Source organism: Sphingobium fuliginis (assembly GCF_015074805.1).
Lineage (GTDB): Bacteria > Pseudomonadota > Alphaproteobacteria > Sphingomonadales > Sphingomonadaceae > Sphingobium > Sphingobium fuliginis.
The window spans coordinates 2,659,327-2,684,373 of the sequence record NZ_CP060035.1; the positions used below are offsets into that span (position 1 = coordinate 2,659,327).

23 protein-coding genes and 1 tRNA gene are annotated in these 25,047 nt (G+C 66.0%); 8 read left to right on the forward strand and 16 right to left on the reverse strand.

Going from position 1 to position 25,047, the window contains the following annotated elements:
* Positions 1-6 precede the first annotated feature (6 nt).
* From H5V43_RS12860 to H5V43_RS12920, 13 genes are all read right to left on the reverse strand, one after another.
* Positions 7-1,221 carry a tyrosine-type recombinase/integrase gene (locus H5V43_RS12860; RefSeq protein ID WP_025549760.1) on the reverse strand — a complete coding sequence of 405 codons (1,215 nt, stop codon included), beginning with the start codon at positions 1,219-1,221 and terminating at the stop codon, positions 7-9.
* Between the two features lie 153 nt (positions 1,222-1,374).
* Positions 1,375-1,450, reverse strand: a tRNA-Phe gene (locus tag H5V43_RS12865).
* Positions 1,451-1,501: 51 nt separating this feature from the next.
* Complete coding sequence (locus H5V43_RS12870) at positions 1,502-1,696, reverse strand: DNA gyrase inhibitor YacG (protein ID WP_076605773.1); 195 nt, start codon at positions 1,694-1,696, stop codon at positions 1,502-1,504.
* Positions 1,686-2,675: a hypothetical protein gene (locus H5V43_RS12875; RefSeq protein ID WP_025549759.1), complete on the reverse strand. Its 990-nt coding sequence runs from the start codon at positions 2,673-2,675 to the stop codon at positions 1,686-1,688. The genes H5V43_RS12870 and H5V43_RS12875 overlap by 11 nt, the downstream gene beginning before the upstream one ends.
* Positions 2,676-2,681: 6 nt before the next feature.
* Positions 2,682-3,254 carry a Maf family protein gene (locus H5V43_RS12880; protein WP_025549758.1) on the reverse strand — a complete coding sequence of 191 codons (573 nt, stop codon included), beginning with the start codon at positions 3,252-3,254 and terminating at the stop codon, positions 2,682-2,684.
* Positions 3,255-3,266: 12 nt separating this feature from the next.
* The gene (infA, locus tag H5V43_RS12885) at positions 3,267-3,485 is read right to left on the reverse strand and encodes a translation initiation factor IF-1 (RefSeq protein ID WP_003049127.1); all 219 of its coding nucleotides are present in this window, start codon (positions 3,483-3,485) and stop codon (positions 3,267-3,269) included.
* A gap of 59 nt (positions 3,486-3,544) precedes the next feature.
* Positions 3,545-4,834 carry an adenosylmethionine--8-amino-7-oxononanoate transaminase gene (locus tag H5V43_RS12890; RefSeq protein ID WP_025549757.1) on the reverse strand — a complete coding sequence of 430 codons (1,290 nt, stop codon included), beginning with the start codon at positions 4,832-4,834 and terminating at the stop codon, positions 3,545-3,547.
* Positions 4,835-4,890: 56 nt separating this feature from the next.
* Positions 4,891-5,274: a hypothetical protein gene (locus H5V43_RS12895; RefSeq protein ID WP_373278244.1), complete on the reverse strand. Its 384-nt coding sequence runs from the start codon at positions 5,272-5,274 to the stop codon at positions 4,891-4,893.
* A 253-nt stretch (positions 5,275-5,527) separates the two neighbouring features.
* Positions 5,528-7,555, reverse strand: a complete 2,028-nt coding sequence (locus tag H5V43_RS12900) for a M13 family metallopeptidase (protein WP_193666675.1) — start codon at positions 7,553-7,555, stop codon at positions 5,528-5,530.
* Positions 7,556-7,665: 110 nt separating this feature from the next.
* On the reverse strand, positions 7,666-8,283 hold the full coding sequence (gene bioD / locus H5V43_RS12905) for a dethiobiotin synthase (RefSeq protein ID WP_025549755.1): 618 nt from the start codon (positions 8,281-8,283) through the stop codon (positions 7,666-7,668).
* Positions 8,280-9,404: an 8-amino-7-oxononanoate synthase gene (locus H5V43_RS12910; RefSeq protein ID WP_025549754.1), complete on the reverse strand. Its 1,125-nt coding sequence runs from the start codon at positions 9,402-9,404 to the stop codon at positions 8,280-8,282. The genes bioD and H5V43_RS12910 overlap by 4 nt, the downstream gene beginning before the upstream one ends.
* A gap of 175 nt (positions 9,405-9,579) precedes the next feature.
* The gene (locus tag H5V43_RS12915; RefSeq protein WP_025549753.1) at positions 9,580-12,738 is read right to left on the reverse strand and encodes an efflux RND transporter permease subunit; all 3,159 of its coding nucleotides are present in this window, start codon (positions 12,736-12,738) and stop codon (positions 9,580-9,582) included.
* Positions 12,739-12,790: 52 nt separating this feature from the next.
* Positions 12,791-13,963: an efflux RND transporter periplasmic adaptor subunit gene (locus tag H5V43_RS12920; protein WP_025549752.1), complete on the reverse strand. Its 1,173-nt coding sequence runs from the start codon at positions 13,961-13,963 to the stop codon at positions 12,791-12,793.
* A 186-nt stretch (positions 13,964-14,149) separates the two neighbouring features.
* Here H5V43_RS12920 and H5V43_RS12925 point away from each other — a divergent pair, with 186 nt between their 5' ends.
* The gene (locus tag H5V43_RS12925; RefSeq protein ID WP_025549751.1) at positions 14,150-14,398 is read left to right on the forward strand and encodes a GlsB/YeaQ/YmgE family stress response membrane protein; all 249 of its coding nucleotides are present in this window, start codon (positions 14,150-14,152) and stop codon (positions 14,396-14,398) included.
* Positions 14,399-14,457: 59 nt separating this feature from the next.
* Here H5V43_RS12925 and H5V43_RS12930 read toward each other — a convergent pair whose 3' ends face one another.
* The 3 genes from H5V43_RS12930 to H5V43_RS12940 all read right to left on the reverse strand — a co-directional run bounded on the left by H5V43_RS12930 (position 14,458) and on the right by H5V43_RS12940 (position 15,575).
* On the reverse strand, positions 14,458-14,712 hold the full coding sequence (locus H5V43_RS12930) for a GlsB/YeaQ/YmgE family stress response membrane protein (protein ID WP_025549750.1): 255 nt from the start codon (positions 14,710-14,712) through the stop codon (positions 14,458-14,460).
* Between the two features lie 158 nt (positions 14,713-14,870).
* The gene (gene sciP / locus H5V43_RS12935) at positions 14,871-15,170 is read right to left on the reverse strand and encodes a CtrA inhibitor SciP (RefSeq protein ID WP_007687284.1); all 300 of its coding nucleotides are present in this window, start codon (positions 15,168-15,170) and stop codon (positions 14,871-14,873) included.
* 108 nt (positions 15,171-15,278) lie between these two features.
* Positions 15,279-15,575 carry a hypothetical protein gene (locus tag H5V43_RS12940; protein ID WP_025549749.1) on the reverse strand — a complete coding sequence of 99 codons (297 nt, stop codon included), beginning with the start codon at positions 15,573-15,575 and terminating at the stop codon, positions 15,279-15,281.
* 124 nt (positions 15,576-15,699) lie between these two features.
* Here H5V43_RS12940 and mnmA point away from each other — a divergent pair, with 124 nt between their 5' ends.
* The 7 genes from mnmA (at position 15,700) to H5V43_RS12975 (ending at position 24,904) form a co-directional block, all read left to right on the forward strand.
* On the forward strand, positions 15,700-16,806 hold the full coding sequence (gene mnmA / locus H5V43_RS12945; protein WP_025549748.1) for a tRNA 2-thiouridine(34) synthase MnmA: 1,107 nt from the start codon (positions 15,700-15,702) through the stop codon (positions 16,804-16,806).
* 95 nt (positions 16,807-16,901) lie between these two features.
* Positions 16,902-17,564, forward strand: coding sequence for an ATP phosphoribosyltransferase (gene hisG, locus H5V43_RS12950; RefSeq protein ID WP_025549747.1), 663 nt, complete (start codon positions 16,902-16,904; stop codon positions 17,562-17,564).
* 117 nt (positions 17,565-17,681) lie between these two features.
* A complete protein-coding gene (hisD, locus tag H5V43_RS12955) occupies positions 17,682-18,971 on the forward strand; it encodes a histidinol dehydrogenase (RefSeq protein ID WP_193666676.1) in 1,290 nt (429 codons plus the stop codon).
* Positions 18,972-19,037: 66 nt separating this feature from the next.
* A complete protein-coding gene (nusB, locus tag H5V43_RS12960) occupies positions 19,038-19,484 on the forward strand; it encodes a transcription antitermination factor NusB (protein WP_025548292.1) in 447 nt (148 codons plus the stop codon).
* A gap of 123 nt (positions 19,485-19,607) precedes the next feature.
* Complete coding sequence (gene thiL / locus H5V43_RS12965; protein WP_025548291.1) at positions 19,608-20,522, forward strand: thiamine-phosphate kinase; 915 nt, start codon at positions 19,608-19,610, stop codon at positions 20,520-20,522.
* Positions 20,523-20,751: 229 nt separating this feature from the next.
* The gene (locus H5V43_RS12970) at positions 20,752-22,875 is read left to right on the forward strand and encodes a sodium-translocating pyrophosphatase (protein WP_025548289.1); all 2,124 of its coding nucleotides are present in this window, start codon (positions 20,752-20,754) and stop codon (positions 22,873-22,875) included.
* A gap of 106 nt (positions 22,876-22,981) precedes the next feature.
* The gene (locus tag H5V43_RS12975; protein WP_193666814.1) at positions 22,982-24,904 is read left to right on the forward strand and encodes an alpha/beta hydrolase family protein; all 1,923 of its coding nucleotides are present in this window, start codon (positions 22,982-22,984) and stop codon (positions 24,902-24,904) included.
* Positions 24,905-25,047: the final 143 nt, after the last annotated feature.

Below are 25,047 nucleotides of genomic sequence, written 5' to 3' on the forward strand. Positions count from 1 at the left end.
TGCCCCTTAACGCCGCCCAAACCTGGCTTTGATCACCTTCTCGGCTGCTCGAAGCTGATCGAGATAGTCGCTCCAATACTGCATCATCTTGACCCGCTCATTCCAATGCTCGCCGCGCAGATAGGCGCGCCGGACATCGTTGCTTTCGACATGCGCCAGCTGGCGCTCGATCGCGTCGGGATGCCATTTGCGGCTCTCGTTGAGCAGGGTGCTGGCCGTCGCGCGAAAGCCGTGTCCGGTCATCTGCGTCTTGTCATATCCCAGCCGCCGAAGCGCAGCGTTGACCGTATTCTCCGACATCGGCCGCCTCGGGTCGCGAATGCTGGGGAACAGATATTTCGAGTGGCCGGTGATTGGGTAGAGCACCTCCAGAAGGTCCATGACCTGCGTGGACAGCGGCACGCGATGCTCGCGTCCCATCTTCATCTTCTCGGCCGGGATCGTCCAGATGGCCAGATCCGGATCGAACTCCGACCATTCCGCGTGACGCAGCTCGCCGGGCCGGACGAAGGTGTGAACGCCGACCTTCAAGGCGATCTCGACGGCTGGCTGGCCCTCATAGCCCCACATGGCGCGCAGCAACTCGCCGACCCCGCCGGGATCGGTGATCGCGGCGCGATGCGTCACCTTGGGCGTGATGAGCGCGCCTTGCAGATCGGCGGTGACGTCGCGTTGCGCGCGGCCAGTCGCAATGGCGTAACGCAGGATGCTGCCACATGTCGTCCGCAGCCGCCTCGCCGATTCGTAGCGGCCCTTCACCTCGACCGTGCGCAGGACCGCAAGAAACTCCGGGGCGGTCAGTTCGCCGATCGGCCGCTCGCTGATGATCGGCTCGGCGTAGCGCAGCAGCCAGCGCATCTTCTCCATCGTGGCGGCCGAACGCCCCTCAGCCTCCAGCTTGGCAAGCCACTCCTGCGCGACCGCGCCGAAGCTGTCACCGCCGTTGAGCGCCAGAGCGCGCTGGAGCCTTTTGTGGGTGGAGGGGTTCGTGCCCCGCTCGAGCAGCTTGCTGGCCTCCGTGCGCTTCTCGCGTGCCTCCTTGAGCGAGACTTCGGGATAGACGCCCAACGATAGCGTCTGCTTCTTGCCGCCATGCGAGAAATTCCAGCGCCAGTAGCGGGCGCCGTTCGGGTTCACGAGCAGATAGAGCCCGTGCATATCGCCGACCTTGAAAGGCTTCTCGCGGAGCCCGATTTTACGGATGGCGGCATCGGTAAGCATGACGTTGATTTTCCCGGTTCGATACCGAGAAAACTACCGTTCGCGCATCCGGGTAGCAAGGTACACGCCCGGACAGCCGTGGACGAGATACCACAAACCGGCCAAAATATACCATCGATTCCGGACGGCTATGGACAGGAAAATCAAGGGAAATGGTGCCCGGGGACGGAGTCGAACCGCCGACACTGCGATTTTCAGTCGCATGCTCTACCAACTGAGCTACCCGGGCACGGGCGACGGTGAGGACCACCTGTCGTTTGGTGAGGCGTGCCTATAGGCATCAGGCCGGGGTGCTGTCTACCCCATCTTCGTCACTTTTTTTCATCTCGTCCGAAGCAGGTGCGCCGGGGACGCGGTAGCCCTCGCCCAGCCATTGCAGAAGGTCGCGATCGCGGCAGGCCTTTCCGCAGAAAGGGCGGGTTTCGGGGTGCGAGGGCTGGCCGCAGATCGGGCAGGAGGAGGCTTTAGGAGACATGGCCAGCCGATATGGTCAGCGCCGCGTCCGCCTTCAAGCCGATCACGCCGCCGCGGCGTTTGGCGAGCTGTTCGATCCAGTCGGTCGCCTTGTGCAGGCGGTCGATGATCGCAGGCGCTGCCGTGATCGTCGCGGGGCCGCCATTGCCGTGGCGCTCGGCGCGGCGCAGCAGCGCCAGGGCCGCCGTCTCGACCGGGTCGGCGCGGAGCAGTTCCATGAGGTTCATGCGTTCCCGGCGGCGGATGATCTGGACGAAGCCGAAGCCGTTGACCGCCGTGCGCTCGAAGGGGAGCGGCAGATATTTGTCGATCTGGGCGGAGGCGACGGCGCGCTCGTCCTTGTTGTTCATCGTCGGCAGGTCGATGCCGATCGAGCCGGTCAGGCCCATGCGGCGGATCGCCTGCGCCGCCAGCTTCGCGCCCTTGGGGCCGAGCTTGGCCGGGGGCAGGGAGCCGTCGACGTCGATCAGGATCATCGCGGGCGTGGGGAAGATGCGCAGCGCCGCTTCCTCCGTGCCGATCTCGCCGGAAATCGCCTCTTCCATCAGTTCGCTCCAGCCATGGGCTTCGAAGCGGTCTTCCTCATGCGCGGGGCAGGGGATGATGGGCAGGCCGGTGGCGCGCAGGCGCTGGAGCAGGCTGGGGGCGGGATGCGCCTTGGAGCCGGGCTGGGCGATGCGCGCCTTGGCGAGCTTGGCGCGCCCTTCCTCCGGGATGGCTTCGCGCAGGATTTCGAGGAGGATTGTCGCGCCCTCCGCGATCTTCGGGGGGATGGGTTCCACCAGAACCTCTTCGCCGGAGATCAGGCGGGCGATGCCGCGCTTCTTCGGGATGACGGTGCGGATCAGCTTGCCCTGCATGACCGCACCGGCGCGGGCGGCGTCACTTTCCCGCTCGATCTGCGCTTCGACCAGCCGGCCCTTTTCGATCAGCGCGGCGCGGGCCTCGCCAATGCCTTCTTCATAGAGCCATTCGGCCATGTGTGGTTAGTCCAGTGGATAGCCCGCTGCCTTGAGCAGCGCGCGGGTTTCGTAGAGGGGCAGACCCATGATCGCGCTGTGGCTGCCCTGGATGGCGCGGATGAGTCCGGCGGCGCGGCCCTGTATCGCATAGCCGCCCGCCTTGCCGCGCCATTCTTCAGAAGCGATATAGGCTTCGATTTCGGGGCGATCGAGCCGTTTGAACGTGACGATATTGGTCGAGAGGCGGTGGCGGGCCTTGCCCTCCGCATCGATCAGGGTGATTGCGCTGAAGACGCGATGGCGGCGGCCGGACAGGAGTTGGAGGCACTCGCGCGCTTCGGCTTCCGTTTCCGTCTTGGGCAGGATGCGGCGACCGGCGGCGACCACCGTGTCGCCAGACAGGACCAAGGCGCCGGGGTGACGCCCTGCCACCAGCGCGCCCTTTTCGGCGGCGACGCGGGCGGCGTAGGCGGCGGGAAGTTCGCCCTTCCGGGGTGTTTCGTCGAGGTCGGCCGGGTCCACCGCGTCCGGAGACGCGCCGATCTGACCCAGAAGTTCACACCGTCTGGGAGAAGCCGAAGCAAGGATGAGCCGCATGCGTGAGGCGGCTTATTTGAAGCGGTAGGTGATCCGACCCTTGGTCAGGTCGTAGGGGGTCAGTTCGACCAGCACTTCGTCCCCCACCAGCACGCGGATGCGATTCTTGCGCATCTTGCCGGCAGTGTGGCCGAGGATCTCGTGATCATTTTCAAGCCGCACGCGGAACATGGCGTTGGGGAGAAGCTCCACAACCTGTCCGCGCATTTCAAGCAGTTCTTCTTTTGCCATAATATCCTGGAAAGCCGAAAAATCGCGCCGCCATAGCGCCAAAATGCGGAAAAAGAAAGTCAGGCGGGACGTCCGAACTTTTCACCGGCTTTTTGAAGCACCGCGAAGACGTGATCGAGCTGATCTGCGTCAAGGCAATAGGGCGGCATCAGATAGATGGTGTTTCCCAGCGGCCGCAGCAAGAGGCCGTTTTCATGGGCAAAGGCGCGCAGGCGCGGCGCGACGTCGGACAGATAGCCGGCGTCCGGCGTGATCAGGTCGATGGCGGCGATGGCGCCCAGCTGGCGAGCTTTGGCAAAGGCGGGATGCGCGCCGAGTTCTTCGAGTCGATCCGCCATGGCCTGGCCGAGAGTCGCGATGCGGCCAAGCACATCCTCCTCCCGCCAGATGGCGAGATTGGCGGCGGCGGCCGCGCAGGCGATGGCGTTGGCCGTATAGCTGCTGGAATGGTAGAAAAGGCGGGCGCGGTCGGTGGACCTGTGCGCGTCGAAGATGCGCGGCGTGGCGAGCGTCGCGGCGAGCGGGATCGCGCCGCCGGTGATGCCCTTCGCCACGGCCATGATGTCCGGCACCACGCCGGCCTGATCGCAGGCGAAAAGGGTGCCGGTGCGGCCCCAGCCGGTCATCACCTCGTCCGCGATGAAAAGGACGTCGTGGCGCGCGCAGATCGCCGCCATGTCCCGCAGGACGGAAGGCGGGTAGATCAGCATCCCCCCTGCCCCCAGGATCAGCGGTTCGACGATGAAGGCGGCCGGCCTTTGCGCGCAGGCGACCTCCAGCGCGTCGAGCGTCGCCTGTTCCTTGCCCTCATGGGGAAAGGGGATCGTGTCCACATCGAACAGCAGCGGCGACCAGGCGGCGTTATAGACCCCGCGTTCCCCCACCGACATGGCGCCGATGGTGTCGCCATGATAGCTGTGCTGGAGGACGAGGATGCGGTGGCGCGGGTCGGAAAGGCCGTCCAGCGCCCGGTTGTGCCAGTAGCCAAGCGCCATTTTCAGCGCCACTTCGACCGCCGTGGAGCCGCTGTCCGAGAAGAAGACATGAGCGAGGGGGTCGCGATCCGCGGCCCTGGGGGCCAGTTCGATCAGCCCGCGCGCCACCTCCTCCGCTGGTTCATGGGTGTAGCCGGCGAAGATCAGCTGGTCGAGCCGCCCGGCCTGCCCGGCGATCGCCGCGGCGATCCGGGGATGGCAATGGCCGTGGGTCGTGACCCACCAGCTTGAAATGCAGTCGATCAGCGTGCCGCCGTCGGCCAGATGCAGAAAAGCCCCCTCGGCCCGGCGGACGAGGGGGATCGGCTCGTTCAAGCCATGCTGGAAAAAAGGGTGCCAGACGGGAGAGGTCATGGCCGCTGCTTAGGCCGATGACCTCTCCCAATGCAATGATGCTTCCAACGCCGCGCTTACTGGGCGGGCGGCGCGGCCGGCGAAGCCGGAGCCGCACCGGCCGCAGGCGCCGCCGGAGCGGCGGGCGCGGACGGAGCCGCCGCCTGGATCTTCTGCTGGAGCGCGGGGTCAGCCGCAGCCGCCTGGCCGATCTGGTTGAACTTTTCCGGCGGGATGCCGGACGCCTGAAGCGCGGCCAGCATCTTGGGCTGCTTGTCGGCTTCCGCGATGGACGTATCCTGCTGGATCTTCGTCACCTCGACCGCAGCGGCGGCGAACTGCTTGATCTCCGCATCGCTGAACGTGCTCGCGCCCGCCGCCGCTGGAGCAGCCGGGGCGGCGGGAGCGGCAGCGCCCTGCGCCAGCGCCGGGCCTGCGACCGCCAGCGCGATCGAAGCCATGCCGCTTTTCAGAATGATTGATTTCAGACCCGTCAAAATGCTTCTCCTCAAACTTGCACAGACTTTGAACGCCAAGCTGAGGAAGAGGTTGAACCGATTAAAGGGCGATCCGACAAAATGTTGCATTTAAGAGACGGTCAACAAAGAAAACGCAGTTAATCGCCTGTAACTCACGATTCATCGTTCGATGAAATCATTACGTAACAAGAACGAAAATGGGGCCGGAATCACTTCTGGCCCCCGCTCCATATCCTTACCAGATCTTCACGCGATCTTGCGGTGCAAGATAGATCTTGCCGCCCGCATCAGGCTTGAAAGCCGCATACCACTGATCGAAGTTGCGTACGGTGTCGGTACGATATTGCGATGGCGAATGCGGATCGGTGACGAGCCGCTGGCGCAGATTGGGTTCGCGATAATTGCGCCGCCACACCTGCGCCCAGCCCAGGAAGAAGCGCTCGTCGCCGGTGGTGCCGTCGATGACCGGCGCGGGCTTGCCGCCCAGCGACGCATGATAGGCGTCCAGCGCCACCGCGACTCCGGCCAGGTCGCCGATATTCTCCCCCAGCGTGAAGGCGCCCTTCACATGCGCGCCCGGGAAGGGTTCATAGGCGTCATATTGCTTGACCAGCCTGTCGGTCAGCGCCTTGAAATTGGCGACGTCCTGATCGCTCCACCACTGGTTGAGCTTGCCGGTCTCATCATATTTCGCGCCCTGATCGTCGAAATGATGGCTGAGCTCATGGCCGATCACCGCGCCGATGCCGCCATAATTGACCGCCGGATCGGCATGGGGATCGAAGAAGGGCGGTTGCAGGATGGCGGCGGGGAAGACGATCTCCACCATGCCGAAATTGGCGTAGGCGTTGATCTCCATCGGGGTCATGCCCCATTCCCAGCGGTAGATGGGCTTGCCGAGCTTGCCCATCTGATAGTCGAACTCATACTGGTTCGACCGCAGCGCATTGCCGAACAGGTCGCCGCGCTGCATCGTCAGGCCGCTATAGTCGCGCCATTTGTCCGGATAGCCGATCTTGGGCGTGAAGGCGGCCAGCTTCTTGTGGGCGCGGGCCTTGGCGGCGTCGCTCATCCAGGTGAGACCGTCGATGCGGCGGCCCATGGCGGCGATCACATTCCTGACGAGCTGGTCCATCGCCGCCTTGGTTTCGGGCGGAAAATATTTGGCGACATAGACCTTGCCCACTTCCTCTCCCATGGAGGATTTGAGGAAGTCCACCGCCCGCTTCCAGCGCGCCTCGCGCTCCGGCGTGCCTGAGAGGGTGGTGCCGTAGAAGGCGAAATTCTCATTGGCGACCGCGTCCGGCAACTGGTCGGCAAAGCCGTGCAGCGTGCGCAGCAGCAGCGCGTCCTTGAGCACGCCGACCGGCGCCCTGGCGATCAGCGCGGCTTCCCCGGCCACGGCGCTGGGCTGCGACACCAGCAGATCCTTGGGCGCGAGCTTGTTGGCGGCGAAAAAGGCGGCGAAGTCGAAGCCCGGCGCGGCCTTTTGCAGATCGGCCAGCGTCATCTTGTTATAGGTCTTGTCGGCGTCGCGGCTGTCGACCTGGGTCCAGTGGACCTTGGCCACTTCCGTTTCGAACGCCATCAGCGCGGCGGCGCGGGCCTTGGCATCACTCTCTCCCGCGAGGGTCAGCATCTTTTCCAGATGCGCGACATAGGCGGTGCGGATCGCCGCCATCTTGGCGTCGGGTTCCAGGTAGAAGTCGCGGTCGGGCAGGCCCAGGCCCGACTGGTGCAGGACGAGGATGTAGGTTTCCGGGTCCTTGTCGTCCTGATTGACGTAGAAGCCGAAGGGGCCGTCGATGCCGGCGCGGGCGGCTTCGGCGGCGAGGCGGGCATAGGACGCCTTGTCCTTCACCGCCCCGATCTTCGCGAGCCACGGCTTGACGGGGGTCAGGCCCTTCTTCTCCACCGTCGCGGCGTCGAGATAGCTGGCATAGGCATTGCCGATCTTGCTGTTCGGATCGCCCTGCGCGGCGTCGAGAATGGCCTTGGTCCGTTCGCGGGACAGGTCGTCCAGCGTGTTGAAAGCGCCGTAATTGGACTTGTCGGCGGGGATGGGCGTGTTCTTCGCCCAGCTACCGTTGGCGTAGTCGTAGAAATCGTCGCCGGGCTTCACCGACCTGTCCATGCCGGCGCTGTCGAAGCCGTAGCTGCCATAGGTGGGCTTTGCGGCGGGGTCGGTCGTCTGACCGGTCTGGGCCACGGACGCGCCTGCGGCCAGCGCAACTGCCGCCGCGCCGAGGAGGAGATATTTCATCAAAGCTTTCCCTTGCTTTATGCGATGCAGGGAATTGAGCGCTTCGAAGCGAGGATGTCCATGTCGTTTGTCGAAAAACTTGGACGCTTTCCGCTTTGCCTCACCGGTCTTTAGCCGGGCAGACGGATCGATGCTGCGAAAGCCGTCCGCAACTGCCCCGCATCCAGCGGATCGAGACAGGGCAGGCGGCCAAGGCTGGGAACCTTGCCCAGCAGCGGAACGATCCGTTCATTTTCCTCATGCGGTTCGCCGATGAAGACGATGCCGGCGATGGGGATGGCCCGCGCCCGCAGGGCCTCCAGGCTGAGCAGGCTGTGGTTGATGGTGCCAAGCCCCGTCCGCGCGCAAAGGATCGCGGGCAGGCCCCAATGCGCGAACAGGTCGATCATCAGCATCCTGTCGCTGACCGGCACCATCAGGCCGCCGGCGCCCTCGACCACCAGCGGGCCGTCCACCTTCGGCAGGGCAAGCCGGTCAAGCGCGATCTCCACCCTGTCGATTCGCGCCGCCAGATGGGGGGAGGCGGGCGTGGTGAGGCGATAGGCTTCGGGCAGGATATGCGCCGGAGGCAGGCCCGACAGCGCGGCGACCCGCTCCCTGTCGCCCTCCGGATCGACGCCCGCCTGCACCGGCTTCCAATAATGGGCGCCAAGGGCACCCGCCAGGCCGGCGGCAAAGACCGTCTTGCCGATGTCCGTATCGGTGCCCGTGACGATGAAGCCGCTCACGTCGCCACCCGCCGCAAAATGTCCCCCAGGGCGGCGATGTCGGCGCGCCCCACGTTCAGCGTCAGCGAGATGCGCAGCCGGCTGGTGCCCGGCGGCACCGTCGGCGGACGGATGCCGCGCACGTCGAAGCCGGCCTCCTGCAAGGCGGCGGCGGTGGCCATGGCGCGGCGGTCCTCGCCCAATATCACCGGCACGATCTGGCTGCGCGGGCTTGGCAGGCCGAGCGGCGCGCAGATATTCTCGCCCGCATCGACCATCAGCGTCTTCAGCCGCTCGCGCAGGTCGCCCGCCTGCTCGATCCGGTCCAGCGCGGCGGAGACCGCCACCGCCATCAGCGGCGACGGCGCGGTCGAGAAGATGAAGGCGCGCGCCCGGTTGATGAGGTAATCGATCAGAATGCGCGGCCCGCAGATCAGCGCGCCCTCCACGCCCATCGCCTTGCCGCAGGTGTGCAGCGTCACGACATTGTGCAGCCCGTCCAGCCCTGCCGACAGGCCCCGTCCGGAAGGGCCGAAGACGCCGGTGCCATGGGCCTCGTCCAGGATCAGCATGGCGTCATGCCTGGCCGCCAGCGTCGCGAGGTCGCCGAGCGGCGCCATGTCGCCGTCCATCGAATAGAGCGTTTCGACCGCGATCCACACCCGCCCCTTGCCGCCCTCCTGCCGCCAGGCGGCGATCAGGTCGGCAAAGCTTTGCACATCATTGTGGCGGGCGAAGACGGCCGCGGCCTTCGACATGCGGATGCCGTCATGGACGCTGGCGTGGATCAGCTCGTCCGCGACGATCAGGTCGCCGCGCTGCGGCAGGGTGGAGAACAGCGCCAGATTGGCGGCAAAGCCGTTGGCCATGAACAGCGCCCCCTGGGTGCGGAAGAAAGCGGCGGCCTTCGCCTCCAGCCCTTCATGTTCGGGCGCGTTGCCGCGCAGCAGGCGCGATCCGCCGGACCCCACCGGCACCCCGCGCGCCACCGCATCGGCCACGGCCTGACCGATGATCGGATCGCCCGCCAAGCCGAGATAGTCGTTGGAAGCGAAGTCGCGCCCCGCGCGAGGCGTCAGGCTGCGCAGGCGGCCGCGCTTTTCCAGCGCGGCGAGCTGCGAACGGAAGGGTTCGCTGGTCATGGCGCGGCCTATAAGCCCGCGGAGCGGGAGCGGGCAAGCCCGACCGCCGATCCGCCGTCCGGCTTTGGCACGGTGGGGCGGATGGCGGGCGTTCGCGTTCGGTTCAGGTGAACCGTGCCCCTGCCTTCGCGGGAGTACGGCATATTGTGAGAAAAGCTGAAAGGCAGAAACCACCCTATTCCGCCGGTTGCGCCGTCGCAGCGCGGTTGTCGCCGGGCTTGTAGGTCAACAGGCGGCGGCCCAGGCGCGGGCCGACCCATTCCTCGATCCCCAGCGCCAGGCTGAATGTCGCGGGCACGATCACCAGCGTCAGCACGGTCGAGAGGATGAGCCCACCGATCACGGTGATGCCCATGGGCGCGCGCCATGCGCCGTCGCCGCCCAGCGACAGGGCCGTGGGCACCATCCCCGCCACCATCGCCACGGTGGTCATGACGATGGGCTGGGCGCGCTTGTGCCCGGCGTCGATGATCGCCTCCAGCTTCGGCACGCCCTTGCCCATTTCCTCCAGCGCGAAGTCGATGACGAGGATCGAGTTCTTGGCGACGATGCCCAGCAGCATCAGCAGGCCGATCAGCACGGGCATGGACACCGGATTGCCGGTCAGGTGCAGCGCCACCGCCCCGCCCAGCGGCGCCAGCAGCAGCGACCCCAGGTTGACGAACGGAGGCATCAGCCGCTTGTAGAGCAGCGTCAGCACCGCCAGCACCAGCATGATGCCGGAAATGACGGCGATGACGAAATTCTGGATCATCTCCGCCTGCCACTTGCTGTCGCCGGTATTCAGCTTCTGCACGCCCAGTATCTTGCCGGCGGCGATGGCCTTCATGGTCGGCAGGGCGTCGATCTTGGCCATGGCCTGGCTGGTCACGATGCCCGGCGCCAGGTCCGCGCCGACGACGATGCGGCGGATCTGGTTGTAGCGGCGGATCTGCGTCGGGCCCGCGCCGAATTCTATGTCGGCCACGACCTTCAGCGGTACGGAACCGCCGCTGACCGTGGGCACCGGCATGTTCTGGATCGTCGCGAGGTCGCGCCGGCTGTTTTCCGCGACCGCCACGCGGATCGGAATCTGCCGGTCGGACAACGAGAATTTGGCGCTGTTCTGGTCGATGTCGCCGATCGTCGCGACGCGGATCGTCTGGCTGAGCGCGGCGGTGGTGACGCCCAGGCTGGCGGCCAGGTCGAAGCGCGGCTTGATGACGATTTCCGGCCGGTTCATGTCGCCCGCCACCCGCGGCGCACGGATTTCATGGATGCCCGCCATTTCCGCCACCAGCCTGTTGGCGGTTTCCTCCAGCTTCACCGGATCGTCGCTGCCGAACATGATGATGATGTCGCGGCCGAAGCCGCCGCCCGACTGCGACTGGAAATTGACGCGGGCGTCGGCCACCTGCTGGAATTTGGGCGCGACCTTGCGTTCCCATTCGACGGAGGAGATGGGCCGGTCCTTCCTCAATGTCAGGAAGATGTCGGCGCCCGTCGTCTGGATGTCGGCAAAGGCGGCCTCTACCATATCCTTGTCGGCGGCGAGCATGTCCGCGACCTTGCGCGTGATCGCCGTCGTCTGTTGCAGGGTGCTGCCGGGCACGGTTTCGATCTTCACCTGGCTGAAATCGGTGTCGATCGTCGGCTGGAACGACATGGGCAGCGTGCCGAAGGCGAAGATCGTGGCGACAAAGGCCAGGAAACCCATGCCCAGCGTCCAGATGCGGTGGTCGCGAATCCAGGCGGTGAAGCGGGCCATGCCGCCCCGGGCGCGATGGGCGACGGCCTTGCGCTCGTCCAGCGACCAGCGCAGCACGGCCATATAGGCGTCCATCAGCCAGCCCTCGCCATGGCTTTCCTGGCCATGCGCCTTCAGGAAATAGGCCGCGATCATCGGCGTGATCAGGCGCGCGACCGCCAGGCTGAGCAGCACCGCGACCACCACGGTCATGCCGAACTGAATGAAGAACTGTCCCGAAATGCCCGGCATCAGCGCGACGGGCAGGAACACCGCGACGATCGCCATGGTGGTCGCCAGCACCGCGAGGCCGATTTCGTCGGCGGCGTCGATGGAGGCCTGATAGGCGCTTTTTCCCATGCGCATGTGGCGCACGATATTCTCGATCTCGACAATGGCGTCGTCGACCAGCACGCCTGCCACCAGACTGAGCGCCAGCAGCGAGATGCCGTTCAGCGTGAAGCCCATCATGTCCATGAACCAGAAGGCCGGGATCGCGGACAGCGGAATGGCGAGCGCGGAGATCATGGTCGCGCGCCAGTCGCGCAGGAACAGGAAGACGATGACGACGGCCAGCACCGCGCCCTCGATCATCGCCTGCATGGCGCTGTGATACTGGCCCTTGGTATATTCGACGCTGGTGTAGAGCTGCTTGTACTGGACCTTCGGATTTTCCTTCCGGAGCTGGTCCAGCACCTTCATCGCCTCGTCGAAGACGGTGACGTCGGACGATCCCTTGGCCTTTTCCATGCTGAAGCTGGTCACCTGCCGCCCGTTCATCAGGGACAGCGAACGCTGTTCGGCATACATGTCGCGCACGTCGGCCAGATCGGCCAGCTTGACGGTGCGGCCGCCGGAAATGGCGATCTGGGTCTGGCCCAGGGCATAGGCGTCGCGGGCGTTGCCGAGCACGCGGATCGCCTGTTCGGCGCCCGCGATTTCGGTGCGGCCGCCCGCCGCGTTGAGGTTCACCTGCTGAAGCTGCTGGTTGACCTGGGACGCCGTGATGCCATGCGACTGCAGCTTGGCCGGGTCCAATATGACGCGGATTTCGCGGGACACGCCGCCGCCGCGCTTGACCGCCGCCATGCCCGGCACGGCCAGCAGCCGCTTCGCCACCGTATTGTCGACATACCAGGACAGCTCCTCCAGCGTCATGTCGGTCGCTTCGGCGCTGAAATAGGCGATAGGCCCGCCGTCGATGTCCACCCGGCTGACCTGCGGCTCCAATATCCCTTCGGGCAGGTCGCTGCGGATCTGGTCGACGGCGTTCTTCACATCGTTGACGGCGCGGTCGACGGGCGTGCCGATCTGGAACTGCACATTGGTGTTGGATTCGCCCTCCGACACCCAGGATGTGATCTCGTCCACGCCGCTGATGCCGCGCACGGCGGCCTCGACGCGCTGCGTCACCTGCGTCTCCAGCTCCGTCGGCGCGGCGCCGGGCTGGCGCACGACGACGCTGGCCATGGGGAAGCTGACGTCGGGATTCTGGTTGACGTCCATCCGGCTGAAGCTGACCAGACCGGCCAGCAGCAGCGCGACGAACAGGACGATCGGCGACACCGGGTTGCGGATGGCCCAGGCGGAGATATTACGAAAACTCATGACGGCTTCCTCGCCTGCCGGTGGATGCGCCGGTCAGACGCATCCCGCCGCTTCATTTCGACTTGCCGGCTTCCGGCTTCACCTTCTGCCCCGGCGTCAGGAAGGCCCCGGCCGAAGCGACGATGCGTTCGTCGCCGTTGAGGCCGTTCAGGATCGACACGCCCGCATCGGTCACCTGACCAATCTTGACGTCGCGCCGCTGCACCTCGTCCCGGCCGTTGACGACATAGACGAAATTGCCCTTCTCGTCGCTCTGCACCGCCGATTCCGGCAGCATTGGCGCGGAGCCGGTGCCGCTGACGATCGCGGCGGATGCGAAGCCGCCCGGACGGATCGCCGGATTATAGGGGATGGCGATGCGGGCGATGCCCTGCCGGGTCTGATTGTCGACCACCGGCGACACCTGCCAGACGCGCCCGGCAAATTGCGCCGTGCCGCCGACCGGGGTCACGGTGGCGCTGTTGCCCGGACGGATCGCGGCCAGATCGCCCTCGCTGACCTGGGCCAGCATCTCCATCTCCCCGCCCTTCGCCATGCGGAACAGCACGGCGCTGCCCGAACTCACGATCTGGCCAGGTTCCACCGCGCGGGTCAGCACCAGGCCCGCGGCGGGCGCGCGGATGTCGAGGCGGCCGGTGCGGGCGCGCTGTTCGGCCAGCTGCGCGACGGCGACGCTGACGCGGGCATTGGCGGCGTCGCGGGTGGCGGTGCGCTGGTCGATGTCGGCCTGGCTGATGAAGCCGCGCGACACCAGCGCCCGGGCGCGGTCGAGCTGCGCCTGCGCCAGCTTGGCGTCGGCGCGGTTGACCTCCACCTGCGCGGCGAGGGAGCGGATCTGCTCGGTCTGGACGGAGCGTTCGACCGTCGCCAGCACCTGGCCGGCGCGCACCCAGTCGCCCGGCTGGACCAGCACGCGCGTCACCGCGCCGCCTTCCCCGACCACGCCCACCGGCATCTCCACCCGCGCCGCGAGCGATCCGGTGGCGCTGACGGTGTTCGATACGGTCGACCGGCCCGGGCTGATCACCGTCACGACCGGCGCCTGCACGGCGCCGGCGGGCGCCTCCGCCCCTTTGCCGTGCATGCTGACCCAGGTGGCGGCGGCGATCAGGATGATCGCGATCACGGCGCCGATCGTCAATCGACGGCGCCAGACGGAGCGTTCCTCCTGCTCGCCAAGGACATTTGCCGGAGCGTCGCCGACCAATGAAGTTTCGTAATTCATCCTGAACCCATCTTTCGGCCATAGGCGCCGTTCGGGTTGCTGTATTATATGAATACATCACCCGGCTCAAGCCCCCATTATCACGGCGGTGCGGAGGACGGCAAAGCCCTTCCGCCGCGCCTGCGGGCCCTTGCCAAAGCGGCGCGACTATGGCGCTATGCCCTGTATGGCGGCTGGAGGGCGGCGATGGAATTGCTCGGATGGATCATGGTCGGCCTGTTCGCGGGCGCCATCGCGCGGCTGGTCATGCCCGGGCGCGATCCGGGCGGCTGCGTCGTCACCATATTGCTGGGCATCGCCGGCGCGCTGCTGGCGGGCTATGTCGGGCGGCTGCTGGGCGTCTATGCGCCCGGCGAGCAGGCGAGCTTCATCGCGGCGGTGCTGGGGGCGATCGGCGTGCTGGCGCTCTATCGCTTCTTCTCCGGGCGGGGCTGAACGCAAAAAAGGGCCGCGCCCTTTCGGGGCACGGCCCTTTTGATCGTCTCCGGCGCTGTTTAGCGGACCGAACCGCGACGGACCAGATTGACGATCGCGAGCAGGATGATGGCGCCGACCAGCGACACGAGGAAGCTGTAAAGCGTCAGGCCGTCATTGATCGAACCGCCGCTGAAGATCAGGCCGCCGATGAACGCGCCGACGATGCCGACGACGATGTTCAGCAGGATGCCCTGTTGTGCGTCGGTCCGCATGACCATGCTGGCAAGCCAGCCGATGATGCCGCCGACAACGAGCCACAAGATGATGCCCATTTCTCACTCTCCTTGGACCATAGCCCCTTTCGGGTGGGCTGATCTGTTCAACGGAGAAGTCGGCGTTACGTTCCCTTTCGCACTTGACAAAGAAGAAGGCCGCCGGATGACATATCCGGCGGCCTTCCTGTGCGACCCTTCATTGCTGAAACGGATGATCAGTATTTCTGCTGCCGTTCGTAGAGGGACTTGTAATATTGGATGCGCGTCACGCGCAGGCCGTGCATGCCCGAACGGTCGACGGCGCGCTGCCAGCTCGCAAATTCCTCCAGCGTCAGCGAATAGCGCGCGCAGGCTTCGTCCACGGTCAGCAGGCCGCCGTTCACGGCCGCCACGACTTCAGCCTTGCGGCGCACGACCCAGCGAGTCGTATCGACGGGCGGCAGGCTTTCCAGAGTCAGGGGTTCTCCCAGCGGCCCGACGACCTGTGCAGGTCTGATTTTCTGGTTTTCGATCATTATCACCCTCAATAAGCGGCACTGGCGTTGCCGATTTCAGCAGTGCTTGCCTGTTTGCGCTTCAAGCCCTGAACAGGCCCTAAAGCGCCACGGTAAACGCCCCCTTCATCATCCTTTCCCCACCTTTAAACGGTTCGCGATCAACGGGTTAAAGCTGCCCGCGAGCCCCACGGCCTCGATCTTGCCGCCGGAACGTGGCGCGAGAATATCGGCCAGTTCCTGGACCCAGTCTCCCTCGATCTCCTGCCCCCGCAGGACGCCTGCGACCGCCTGCGCGGTGGGGCTGGCCGCCTGCGCCGCCGCCGAAGCGGCCCGCAAGGACGGCCAGACCGGCACGCGCCGCCGGCCCGAAGGCTTGACGAAGCCGGCCTTGAGCCCGCCCGTCCTGAGGAATCCCAGATCCATGGGAGAGCGGTTTACGGAGCAAAGGATAAGGTCCGGTAAATTTGCCCCCAAAATGGGGTATGGAATGCGACGAAACGTTGAATTCGTCTGGCACCCCGAAGGGCGGGCGACTATATGCGCGCGCATGCAGCCCCAGTTCCAGCTAAACGAGCCGTTCGATGCGCGGCGCATCGTCGTCGCCATGTCCGGCGGCGTGGACAGCAGCGTCGTCGCAGCGCTCGCCGCGCGCACGGGGGCGGAGACCATCGGCGTCACGCTCCAGCTCTACGATCATGGCGCGGCGGTGGGGCGGACGGGAAGCTGCTGCGCCGGGCAGGACATACGCGACGCGCGGGCGGTCGCGGATCGCATCGGCATCGCCCATTATGTCTTTGATTATGAAAGCCGGTTCCGGGATTCGGTGATCGCTGATTTTGCCGACGAATATATGGCCGGGCGCACGCCCATCCCCTGCGTGAAATGCAATATGGGGGTGAAGTTCACCGATCTGTTTGCAATAGCCCGCGATCTGGGCGCCGACTGTCTCGCCACCGGCCATTATGTGCGTCGGGTGGAGGGAGCACAGGGCGCCGAACTGCATCGCGCCGCCGATCCGGCGCGGGACCAGAGCTATTTCCTGTTCGCCACGACTCAGGCGCAGCTCGACTATCTGCGCTTCCCGCTGGGTGGCCTGCCCAAGCCGCAGGTGCGGGAAATCGCGGCCGAACTGGGCCTGTCGGTGGCGATGAAGCCCGACAGTCAGGACATCTGCTTCGTACCCGACGGCGACTATGCGAAGATCGTGCGCAAGCTGCGGCCGGATGCCGATGAGGGCGGCGACATCGTCCATATCGACGGCCGCGTGATGGGCACGCACAAGGGGATGATCCACTATACCGTCGGCCAGCGCAAAGGGCTGGAGATCGGCGGCCAGGCCGAACCGCTCTATGTCGTGCGGCTGGATGCGCAGGCGCGGCGGGTGATCGTCGGGCCGAAGGCGGCGCTCGCGGTTTCGGCGGCGAGGCTGAGCGACATCAACTGGCTGGGCGGGGATTTTTCCGGGCCCTTGACGGCCAAGGTGCGCTCCATGGCCAAACCCGTCCCAGCCCGGCTGGAGGGCGAGCGGCTGGTCTTCGACGCGCCCGAATATGGCGTCGCGCCCGGGCAGGCGGCGGTGCTCTATGCCGGGGACCGGGTGCTGGGCGGCGGCTGGATCGCAGCGACGGAAGCGGCGCTGGCCGAGGCGGCGTAGATAGCCCGGCGCGTTCCTGCGCACGCAAGTGCCGCACTTGCCGGAACCAGCGCCACCTTGCCCTTTCCCGCCTCGCCCAGTAAGGCCCGCGCGTCATGACTCGTCCGCTCACCTTCGCCATTCCCAAGGGCCGCATCCTCGATGAGGCGCTGCCCCTGCTTGCCAAAGCCGGTATCGAGCCGGAGGCGGAATTCCATGACAAGAAGAGCCGCGCACTGCGCTTCGCCACCAATCGGCCGGACGTGTCGATCATCCGCGTGCGCGCCTTCGACGTGGCGACCTTCGTCGCGCATGGCGCGGCGCAGATCGGCATCGTCGGATCGGATGTGCTGGAAGAGTTCGACTATTCGGAAATCTATGCGCCCGTCGACCTCGACATGGGGCATTGCCGCCTGTCGGTGGCGGAACCCGAAGGTCTTGCCGACGAGGACGAAGCGGCGATGAGCCATGTGCGCGTGGCGACCAAATATCCCCACCTGACGCGCAAATATTATGAGGCGCGTGGCATTCAGGCGGAATGCGTGAAGCTGAACGGCGCGATGGAGCTGGCCCCTTCGCTGGGCCTGTCGCGGCGGATCGTGGACCTTGTGTCCTCGGGCGCGACGCTGAAGGCCAATGGGCTGGTGGAAACCAACGTCATCATGCAGGTGTCGGCGCGGCTGATCGTCAATCGCGCCGCGTTCAAGATGCGATCGGCGGAACTGACGCCGCTGGTGGATGCCTTCCGCAAGGCCGTGGGGGTCAAGGATGCGGCGTGATCCCTTCACCGTCGTTCGCGCGCAGGTGGGAACCCACCTCCCCAGCGTTGTGCCTGGCGCTTCTTATGGGAGATGGACCCCCGCCTCCACGAGGATGACGGAAGGAGGATGGGGCCTATGACCTTCCGCCTTTCCACCGCCGACAGCGATTTCGCAGCCGCCTTCGCCGCCCTGGTCGATGCCCGGCGCGAGGCCGATGAGGATGTGTCGCGCGACGTCACCGCGATCCTGAAGCGCGTGCGCGCCGAGGGCGATGCGGCGCTGGCCGACTATACCAGCCGTTTCGACCGGCATGACCTGAACGTCAGCGGCTGGGCGGTCGAACCCGCCGAATGCCGCAAGGCGCTGGACGGCCTTTCGATCGAATTGCGCAACGCGCTGGAACTCGCAGCGGCGCGGATCGCGGCCTATCATGAAAAGCAGAAGCCGCAGGACAGCGACAGCGTGGACGCGGCGGGCGTCCGTCTCGGCGCGCGCTGGAATGCGGTGGATGCGGCTGGACTGTACGTGCCGGGCGGGCGGGCAGCCTATCCCAGTTCGCTGCTGATGAACGTCATCCCCGCCAGGGTCGCGGGCGTCGAGCGCATCGCCATGGTCACGCCCACCCCCCATGGCGAGATCAACCCGCTGGTGCTGGCCGCGGCCGCCATCGCCGGGATCGAGGAGATCTGGCGCGTCGGTGGGGCGCAGGCGGTGGCGGCGCTGGCCTATGGCACGGACCGGATCAGGCCGGTCGACGTCATCACCGGCCCCGGCAACGCCTGGGTGGCGGAGGCGAAGCGCCAGCTTTACGGCGTGGTCGGCATCGACATGGTCGCGGGGCCTTCCGAGATCGTCGTGGTGGCCGATGGGAAGAACGATGCCGACTGGATCGCCGCCGACCTGCTCAGCCAGTCGGAGCATGACCCGACCAGCCAGTCGATCCTGTTCACCGACGATGCGGCCTTTGCCGATGCGGTGGCGGCGGCGGTGGAGCGGCGCCTGCCCCTGCTCGCCACGCAGGCGGTCGCGACCGCGAGCTGGAACGCCAATGGCGCGATCATCGTCGTGCGCGACTTCGAGGAAGCCATGCCGCTGGTCGACCGCCTCGCCGCCGAGCATCTGGAACTGGCCGTGGACGATCCCGACGCCCTGTTCGCGCGGGTGCGCCATGCCGGTTCCGTCTTCCTGGGCCGGATGACGCCGGAAGCGGTGGGCGATTATGTCGCCGGGCCGAACCATGTGCTGCCGACCGGCCGCCGGGCGCGATTCTCCTCCGGCCTTTCGGTGCTGGATTTCATGAAGCGCACCAGCTTCCTCAGCCTCGATCAGAACGCCATCGACGCCATCGGCCCCGCCGCCGTCGCGCTGGCGGAGGCGGAGGGGCTTCCGGCCCATGCTGCATCGGTGGCGCTGCGTTTGAAATAATTTCCCCCCTCGCTGCGTTCGGCAAAGGGCTTCGACAGGCTCGGCCCGAACGGTTATGGAAAGACTATGAACGACCGCTCCAAATCCCGCTCCGCCGCGCGCCTCGCCGCGGTGCAGGCGCTCTACCAGCTTGAGATGGAGGGCACGCCGCTCCACCTGCTGCTGCATGAATTCCACCAGCACCGCCTGGGCGCGACCATAGAGGATGTCACCTATGCGCAGGCGGAGGAAAGCTTCTTCGACGATGTCGTGCAGGGCGTGGACCGGCGGCGCGAGGAGATTGACGGGCTGATCGTGGCGCGACTCTCCAAGGGCTGGAGCCTGGAGCGGCTCGACAAGCCGATGCGGCAGATCCTGCGCGCCGGCACCTATGAACTGCTCGCCCGCAAGGATGTGGCGACCGGCACGGTTATCAGCGAATATGTCGATGTCGCCCATGCCTTCTACGACAAGCGCGAGGCGGGTTTCGTGAACGGGCTGCTGGACGCCGTGGCCAAGGATGTGCGGAAATAGGAACAGAAAATATCCGTTCGGGTTGAGCTTGTCGAAGCCCTTCACGTCCTTAAAAAGAAGAAAAAGCCGTTGGCTTCGCCGGCCTTCGGCTCGACAAGCTCAGGGTGAACGGATTTCATTTCAATGTCCGCTGAATCCCGTTTCCTGACCCTTCTCCGCCTGCTGGCGAACGATCCTGCCGCCCAGGGCTTGCGGGACGATGTGGCGGTCCTCGAAATCGGCAGCGCCCGCCTGATCCTCACCAGCGACACGATGGTGGAGGGGGTGCATTATCTGCCGGTCGATCCGCCCGCGGACATCGGCTGGAAACTGGCCGCCGTGAACCTGTCCGACCTCGCTGCCAAGGGCGCGAAGCCGGTCGGCTGCCTGCTCAACTATGCGCTGTCCGGCGACGACGCCTGGGACGCGGCTTTCCTTGAAGGATTGGGCGAGGCGCTTGGCCGCCATGCCATGCCCTTGCTGGGCGGCGACACGGTGCAGATGCCCAGGGGCGCCCCGCGCAGCTACAGCCTGACCGCGCTGGGCGAAGCGACAGGCCCGATCCCGGCGCGAAGCGGCGCGAAGGTCGGCGACCGGCTCTATCTGACCGGTCCTGTGGGGGATGCGGGCGTGGGCCTCGACCTGCTCAGGAACATGCCCGGCGCTTCGGGGCCGCTGGTGGAGGCCTATCGCCGCCCGCGTCCGCGTCTGGCGGAGGGGGCGCTGCTCGCCCGCCATGTCCATGCGATGATGGACGTGTCCGACGGCCTGCTGATCGACGCCGCCCGCATGGCGGAGGCGAGCGGCCTTGCCGTCACCATCGACCATATCCCGCTCTCCCCCGCGCTGGAGGCGACGCGCGGGGCCAGCAACGCCGTCCAGATCGCCGCGGCGCGGGCGGGGGACGATTATGAACTGCTCTTCGCCCTTCCCGCCGCGGTGAAGCCGCCCGTGCGCGCCATACCCGTCGGCCGCTTCGCCAAGGGCGGGGGACTGACGCTGACGATAGACGGCGTGGCGATCCCGCTGCCGGACCGGCTCGGCTGGGAACATGGCTGATTTGCCTTAATATCGTAACGGGTTGACGCACGCCGTCCGCCCTGTAGCTTCACCCCCGACCTTTCTCAGCCCGGTAGGACCGCATGATGTGCGTGAGCTACGATGCTGATTGACGCGGTGCCCGACGCCGGAAGCGCATGTTCCGGCCGCCCGCCCTTACGCCCTTCGCCCGCCCGTCATTCCCTGCGGAGCGGCCGATGACAGGCATAACAGGGGGAGAGGAACATCCATGCAGATTGTCACGATTGCCATAGGGTGCGGCCTGCTGGCCGTGCTCTACGGCCTCATCACCAGTCGACAGGTGCTGGCGGCGTCCGCCGGCAATGAAACCATGCAACAGATTGCGGGCGCGATCCAGGAGGGGGCGAAGGCCTATCTCGGCCGCCAATATACGACCATCGCCATGGTCGGCGTCGTCGTCGCGGCACTGGTCTTCTTCTTCCTTGGCGTGACATCGGCGGTCGGCTTCCTGATCGGCGCGATCCTGTCGGGGGCGGCGGGCTTCATCGGCATGAACATCTCGGTCCGCGCCAATGTCCGCACGGCCGAGGCCGCGCGCGGCACGCTGCAAAGCGGGTTGACCGTCGCCTTCCGGGCGGGCGCGATCACCGGCATGCTGGTGGCGGGTCTGGCCCTGCTCGCGATCAGCGTCTTCTTCTGGTATCTGACCGGACCCGCGGGCCATGCGCCCGACGATCGGATCGTGATCGACTCCCTCGTCGCGCTGGCCTTCGGCGCCAGCCTCATCTCCATCTTCGCGCGGCTTGGCGGCGGCATCTTCACCAAGGCGGCCGATGTCGGCGCGGACCTTGTCGGCAAGGTGGAAGCGGGCATTCCGGAGGACGATCCCCGCAACCCCGCCGTCATAGCGGACAATGTAGGCGACAATGTAGGCGACTGCGCGGGCATGGCGGCCGACCTGTTCGAAACCTATGTGGTGACGGTCGGCGCGACCATGGTGCTGACCGCGCTGCTGGTGACGGGCGTCGACAACGCCTTCCTGATGCGCCTGATGTCATTGCCGCTGATCGTCGGCGGGGTATGCATCATCACCTCGATCATCGGCACCTATATGGTGCGGCTGGGCGCGAGCCAGTCGATCATGGGCGCGCTCTACAAGGGGTTCTGGACCACCGCGATCCTGTCCATCCCGGCGCTCTATGCCGTGACGCAGTTCGCGCTGGGCGACCTCAACGCCCGTTTCGGCGCCGATCTGGACGGCGCAGGGGGGTACACCGGTATGGCGCTGTTCTGGGCGATGATGGTCGGCCTCGCGGTCACGGGCCTGATCGTCTGGATCACCGAATATTATACCGGCACCAACTACCGCCCGGTGCGCAGCATCGCCCGCGCGTCGGAAACCGGCCATGGCACCAACGTCATCCAGGGGCTGGCCGTCAGTCTGGAGGCGACGGCCCTGCCGACGCTGGTGATCGTCGTCGGCATCATCGTCGCCTATCAGCTTGCGGGCCTGATCGGCATCGCCTTCGCCGCGACCGCGATGCTGGCGCTTGCCGGGATGGTGGTGGCGCTGGACGCCTATGGTCCCGTCACCGACAATGCGGGCGGCATCGCGGAAATGTCGCATCTCGACGACAGCGTGCGGGTCAAGACCGATGCGCTCGACGCCGTGGGCAACACCACGAAGGCGGTGACGAAGGGCTATGCCATCGGATCGGCGGGCCTGGCCGCGCTGGTGCTGTTCGGCGCCTATACGGAGGATCTGAAATTCTACAACTCGGCTCTCGGCCTGACCGAGCCGGTCGATTTCAGCCTCTCCAACCCCTATGTCATCGTCGGCCTGCTGCTGGGCGCGCTGCTGCCCTATCTGTTCGGCGCGATGGGCATGACGGCGGTGGGCCGCGCGGCGGGCGACGTGGTCAAGGACGTGCGCGACCAGTTCGCCACCAACAAGGGGATCATGGAGGGCACCTCGCGTCCCGATTATGCCCGTACGGTGGACCTCGTCACCCGCGCCGCGATCAAGGAGATGATCGTCCCCAGCCTGCTGCCGGTGCTGGCGCCGATTTTCGTCTATTTCGCGATCTCCGCGGTGGCTGGCACGCCCAACGGCTTTGCGGCCCTGGGCGCGTTGCTGCTGGGCGTCATCGTCTCCGGCCTGTTCGTCGCGCTGTCCATGACCTCCGGCGGCGGGGCCTGGGACAATGCCAAGAAATATATCGAGGACGGCCATCATGGCGGCAAGGGCAGCGAAGCCCATAAGGCGGCCGTGACCGGCGATACGGTGGGCGATCCCTACAAGGACACGGCTGGCCCCGCTGTCAATCCGATGATCAAGATCACCAACATCGTCGCCCTGCTGCTGCTGGCCGCCCTGGCGCACGGCGCGTAATGCCCCGTTAAAAAAGGGAAAGACAGGAAAATGGCTCCGCCCTATAGAAAGGCGGGGCCATTATATTATGGGGGTAAGATTGAGGGGGCTTTCTGTCGTCGCGGGCATGGCGCTCGCGCAGCTTTGCGTGTCGGCCAGTGCGCAAAGGGCGCCTGTACCGCGCAAGGAATGGCCGATCGAGGCCTTTGCCGAACTGCCGATGATGGTGGAACCGCAACTCTCGCCCGATGGGATGCGCCTCGCCGCCAGGGTGTCGCGCAATGGCGAACTGCTGCTGATGATCGCCTCCATCATCGAAGAGCCCAACCGTATCCGCACCCTGCAACTGGGGGAAAACGATCTCAACTGGTGGCGTTGGGTCAATGACGACTGGCTGATCGCGGGCATAGGCAGCGAAACCAACGTCCAGGGCATGCCTTGGTCGATCAGCCGCGTCGTCAGCATCAAGCGCGACGGGTCGAAGATCAACCTGCTGGCCAAGAATGTGGCGGCGCAGAATGGCGATGACGTCATCTGGGTCGCCCGCGATGGCACGCCGCGCATCCTGCTCGCCTATCAATCGTCCATCTTCGGCAGTGAACTCGGCTTCTGGCCGCAGGTGGACGAGGTGGATGTCGCCACCGGCAAGATGCGCCCGGTGGTGCAGTCGCGCCAGAATGTCATGTCCTGGTATGCCGATGCGACCGGCACGGTGCGCATGGGTGTGGGCTATGACGATGCCACGCGCATGTCGAAGCTGCTCTATCGCGTCGACGGCCGGTCCGGTTTCCGCACGATCGACCGGGCGAATCGCCGCCGCGACGAATCCATGGTCGTGCCGCTGCTGTTCACGGCCGATCCGGGCAAGGCGATTGCCAGCGATGATCATGAGGGTACTGACGCGCTGTACGAATATGACCTGACAAGGCTGGAACTGGGCAAGAAGATTTTCGCCGCGCCCGGCTTCGACATAGACGGGATCGAACGCGACACCGCCGGCACCGGCCTCGCCGGGGTGCGCTATACCGCCGAAGGACCGGGGGTGCACTGGTTCGACGAGGGGTTGGCGAAGATCCAGGCCGACATCGACAAGGCGGTGGGCGCCCATCGCCGCGCCCGGATCGTGTCCACCAGCCGGGATCATCAGCGCATGATCGTTCATGTCGGCAGCGCGGACCAGCCGGGCACCTATTATTATTACGACACCGCCGCCGGCGCGATGAGCATCCTGTCGAAGATCAGCGAAAATTTCGGGCCCGGCGTCCATCTCTCCCCGGTCAGGACGATCCGTTACAAGGCGCGCGACGGGCTGGAGATCGCGGCGGTGCTGACCGTGCCGGCGGGCAAGGACCCCAAGGGTCTGCCGTTGATCCTGATGCCGCATGGCGGCCCCTTCGCACGGGACAGCGAGGAATGGGACTGGTGGGTGCAGTTCCTGGCCTATCGCGGCTATGCGGTGCTGCAGCCCAATTATCGCGGCTCCTCCGGCTATGGCACCGCCTTTGCGGACAAGGGCGAGGGGCAGTGGGGCCTTGCCATGCAGGACGACCTCAACGACGCGGTCGACTGGGCGGTGAAGGAAGGGATTGCCGATGCGAAGCGCGTCTGCATCGTCGGCGCCTCCTATGGCGGCTATGCGGCGATGCGCGGCGCACAGCGCGACGGCGCGCGCTATCGCTGCGCGGTCTCCTATGCCGGCGTGTCGGACCTCTCGGCCATGATGCGCTATGACCGCCGCTTCCTCAATCATGGTTCGCGCAAGGACTGGATGAAGGAGCAGGCGCCCGATTTCGCCGCCGTTTCTCCGATCAATTTCGCCGCGCAATTCTCAACGCCGATCCTGCTGATGCATGGCAGGAAGGACCGGCGGGTGCAGGTGAACCAGTCGCGCGAAATGGCGGAGAAGCTGAAGGCGGCGGGCAAGGTCGCCGGACGCGACTATATCTATGTCGAACAGCCTTTGGCCGACCATTTCTTTTCCCGCCAGGCCGATCGGCTGGAATTCCTCCAACGGCTCGACGCCTTTTTGAAGGACCATAATCCAGCCTGAAACCGGGCCCGCGACGTCGAACCGCGCGCTATAGCGGGCCGAACGGTTCGGCGTCGGGCGAGATTGTCATAAATTAGAAATGAGATAGTCACATGAATGTAACGCATCGGTCATAGTTCGCCCGCGTCCGCCACGATGGCGAG